This window comes from Sphingomonas bacterium, assembly GCF_903644135.1.
GTDB lineage: Bacteria > Pseudomonadota > Alphaproteobacteria > Sphingomonadales > Sphingomonadaceae > Sphingomonas.
On sequence record NZ_CAHJXA010000294.1, the window covers coordinates 1 to 3,589 of the forward strand.

A 3,589-nucleotide genomic window follows, 5' to 3' on the forward strand; every position below is an offset into this window, starting at 1 on the left:
GCCCGCGGCCGGTGCCGCCGTTGGACAGCACGGGGGTCGCCGGCATGAACCACAGCTTCGAGATGTAATCGTACAGCCGCTGGGCATGGCCGGCATCGTCGGCATAGGCGGATGCGACGCGCACGAACAGGTCCTGGAACGACTCGCCGGGCAACAGATAGCGGTCGCGCAGCGTTTCCTTGCCGAAATCGGTGAGGAGCGCGTCGCGGCTATGGTCGACCTCGACCGGATAGGGCTGGGCGTGCACCGCGTGGCTGTCGGCGCGGACCGCTGCCGGAGCGGGCGTCGCCGCGCTCGTGCCGCTGCCGGCGTCGGAGCTGCGGCCCGTGCCGGCGAGGTCGATAGTGTCGGTGGCCATGTCGCTGTCCCGGCTGCTGTATAGATCCATCGCGCTGTCCCTCGTTCGCGGTCCGTTCGAGTCGGGCGCATCGCTCCCGCCTCTATACGCGCTGCATTCGTCGGCAGAGAACGAAATAGGTACGAACCACCGCCGAAGAACCGGGATCACCTCTTCCCGATATGGGAAGGCGATGCCGCTTCTACCAGCAATAGAGTAGGCCCCCGAACGCAACCCCCAGAGATTGTGCCAAACCGCCGAACCGCGCAAGCCCCCGGCGGACGGCGGCGGGCCACGGTTCGTCGCCGCGCTGACTCGCTTCGTCGTAGCCGCGATGCAGCGACGCGTGGATTGCCGCCGGGTTTTTGGAAGGCAAGAGAACGGGCGGAGAACGAAAATAAATCGTGGCGTTTCTGCCTTTCCCACCCCCGCCGCCAGCACACGGGAACCCGCCGCCGCGATCGCCGTTGCCGCTCCCATGAGCACCACCGCCACGCGTAGCGACCCCAAGCTCTGGGAGCGGATCAAGCAGGAGGTCACCGCCGGCGACAAGGGCGGTGCCAAGGGCGAATGGTCGGCGCGCAAGGCGCAGATGGCGGTGGCCGAGTACAAGAAGCGCGGTGGCGGCTATGAGGGCGGCAAGGACCCGCACAACTCGCTGCACGAATGGTCGGACGAGCAATGGGGCACCAAGTCGGGCAAGCCGAGCGGCGAGACGCACGAGCGCTACCTGCCCAAGCAGGCGCGCGCGGCGCTGAGCGACGAGGAATATCAGCGGACCACCGCGGCCAAGCAGGCCGATACGCGCAAGGGCAAGCAGTTCTCCGCGCAGCCCAAGGACGTCGCCGCCAAGACCCGCGCCGCTCGCGACCATCGTACCAAGGCGGAGCTGTATGCGGAGGCGAAGAAGCGCAAGGTCGCCGGCCGCTCGACGATGAGCAAGGATCAGCTCGTCAGCGCGCTCGCCGGCTAACGGCGTAACGCTAGGCGGCGTTGCGGCGCACGACCGGCTTCAGCGCCGCACCCAGCCGTTCGAGGTCAAACTGTTCGGCGAACTCCAGCCCGGCCTTGCCGTCGTCGGTCCAGCGCACGGTGGCGCTGAACAGCTGGTCCTCGATCAGCTCGATCAGGCAGTCGACGCCGACCAGCTCGGCCGGCAGGTCGATGCCGTCGATCATCGCGCCGGTGGTGGAGATGTTACGCAGGCGCACCTCGCCGCCCTCCGCGCCGATCTCCATCCGTGCCGAGCGCAGCACGGTGGTGCGTGGGGAACGGCTGACCTTGAAGCCGATCGCGGTCGCCCGGCCGCCGCCGGCCGCCAGCTGCTCGATCACCTGCGCATGGCGCGCGGCGCGGCCATAGACGAAGCCCTGGATGTGGCTGCAGCCGAGCTGGCGGATCAGCGCGATCTCGTCCTGCTGCTCGACACCCTCAGCGGTGGTCTCCATGAACAGCGTGTCGGCCAGGGTCACGATCGCCTTGATGATCGCTGCGTTGCGATTGCCCGGCTGGATCGCGCCGCGCACGAAACTCTGGTCGATCTTGATCTTGTCGAACGGAGCCTTCTTCAGATAGCCGAGCGACGAATAGCCGGTGCCGAAATCGTCCAGCGCCAGCCGCACGCCGATGCCCTTCAGCGACTTGAACATCGCCTCCGCCTGCGCGCTGTCGTTGAGGAACACGCCCTCGGTGATCTCCAGCTCCAGCCGCTGAGGGGCAAGGCCGGCGGCGGCGATCGCGTTGGTGACGATCGCCGGCAGCGCGGGATTGGCGAACTGGATCGGCGACACGTTGACGGCGACGCGCACGCGCGGCGGCCATTGCGCGGCATCGCGGCAGGCGGTGCGCAGCGCCCATTCGCCGATCGGCTCGATCAGGCCGCACTCCTCGGCGACCGGCACGAAGTCGGCGGGGCTGATCGCGCCGCGGGTGGGATGGTCCCAGCGCAGCAGCGCCTCATAGCCGACGATCCGCTCGCCTTCGGTCGCGACCACCGGCTGGTAGGCGAGATGGAACTGGTTGTCGGCGAGCGCGAGGCGCAGGTCGTCCTCCAGCCGCTTGCGGTGCTGCGCGCCGGCGAGCAGCTCCTCGCGGTAGAAGCGGTGAACGCCGCGTCCGTCGGCCTTGGCGGCGTAGAGCGCCAGGTCGGCGTTGCGGACCAGCGTCTCCGACTGGTCGCCATGATCCGGGGCGATGGCGATGCCGACCGAACAGCCGATCGACACCGCCGACCCGTCGATGAAATAGGGCTGCGACAGGCTGGAGATGATCGCGCGGGCGATATGGCCCAGCGTCTCGCGATTGCCTTCGCCGGGCAGCACCACCTGGAACTCGTCGCCGCCCAGCCGCCCGACCAGCCCGGCGTCGCCGACCGCGCGCTGCAGCCGCACCGCGACCTGCTTCAACAGGCTGTCGCCGGCCTGGTGGCCGAGCGTGTCGTTGACCGCCTTGAAGCGATCGAGGTCGAGCAGGAACAGCCCGGTGATGCCGCCCCTCGCGCCGCCATTGGCCAGCGTCTGGTCGAGCGACAGTCGCATCCGCTGCCGGTTGGCGAGGCCGGTGAGCCCGTCGAACAGCGCAAGGCGGGTGATCTCCGCCTCGGCGCGGCGCTTCTCGGTCAGGTCGCTGCCCGAGCCGATGAACCCCTGGAACCGGCCAAGGTCGTCGACCACCGGCCGGCCCGAGATCGACCACCAGCGATTGCCGGGAGCGCCGATCGCGCGCACCGAATAGTCGGTGAACGAGGTGCGCGACGAGAAGTGGAACGACAGCGTGCGTTCGGTGTCGACCAGGTCGCTGTCGACCCGCAGCACGTCGACCAGTCGCTCGCCGAGCGGCGTCAGCCCGACCCCGCCCAGCTCCGCCGCGACCTTGTCGGTCAGGTAGATGATCGCACCCTGGCGGTCGGTCTGCCAGAACCAGCCGCTGCCCTGCGCCTCGAACTCCGCGACCAGCCGCGACGCGCGCCGCCCCGCGGCTTCCGCCTCGCAGCGTTCGGCCAGCATGGCGAGGTCGAGCCGGGCGATGCTCAACACGCCCACCAGCAGCAACGCGAGCAGCACCAGAGCGGCGGCGCTGGCAATGCCGAAGCCGGTCGTCACCGGCACCATCAACGCCAGCGCGCCGGCAAAGGCCAGGGTGGCGGCGCGGACCGGGTGCAGCGCGGCGACGGTAACGACCATCGCGCCGCACACCGCGACAAAGCCGGCGATCCGCAGCGGCGGCCGCGCCAGGGTGCCGCTGAGCGCGAGC

At 69.5% G+C, this 3,589-nt stretch carries 3 protein-coding genes; 1 reads left to right on the forward strand and 2 read right to left on the reverse strand.

Annotated features, from left to right (window positions below):
- Window positions 1-358, reverse strand: a 358-nt coding sequence (locus HUU96_RS13210; RefSeq protein WP_438827085.1) for a ribonucleotide reductase N-terminal alpha domain-containing protein, incomplete at its 3' end; no start/stop codon positions are given.
- Between the two features lie 457 nt (window positions 359-815).
- Here HUU96_RS13210 and HUU96_RS13215 point away from each other — a divergent pair.
- Window positions 816-1,310, forward strand: coding sequence for a hypothetical protein (locus HUU96_RS13215; RefSeq protein ID WP_174293224.1), 495 nt, complete (start codon window positions 816-818; stop codon window positions 1,308-1,310).
- 10 nt (window positions 1,311-1,320) lie between these two features.
- Here the strand turns inward: HUU96_RS13215 and HUU96_RS13220 are convergent.
- Window positions 1,321-3,589 (reverse strand): EAL domain-containing protein (locus HUU96_RS13220; RefSeq protein WP_368039774.1); only part of this gene is annotated, 2,269 nt, incomplete at its 5' end.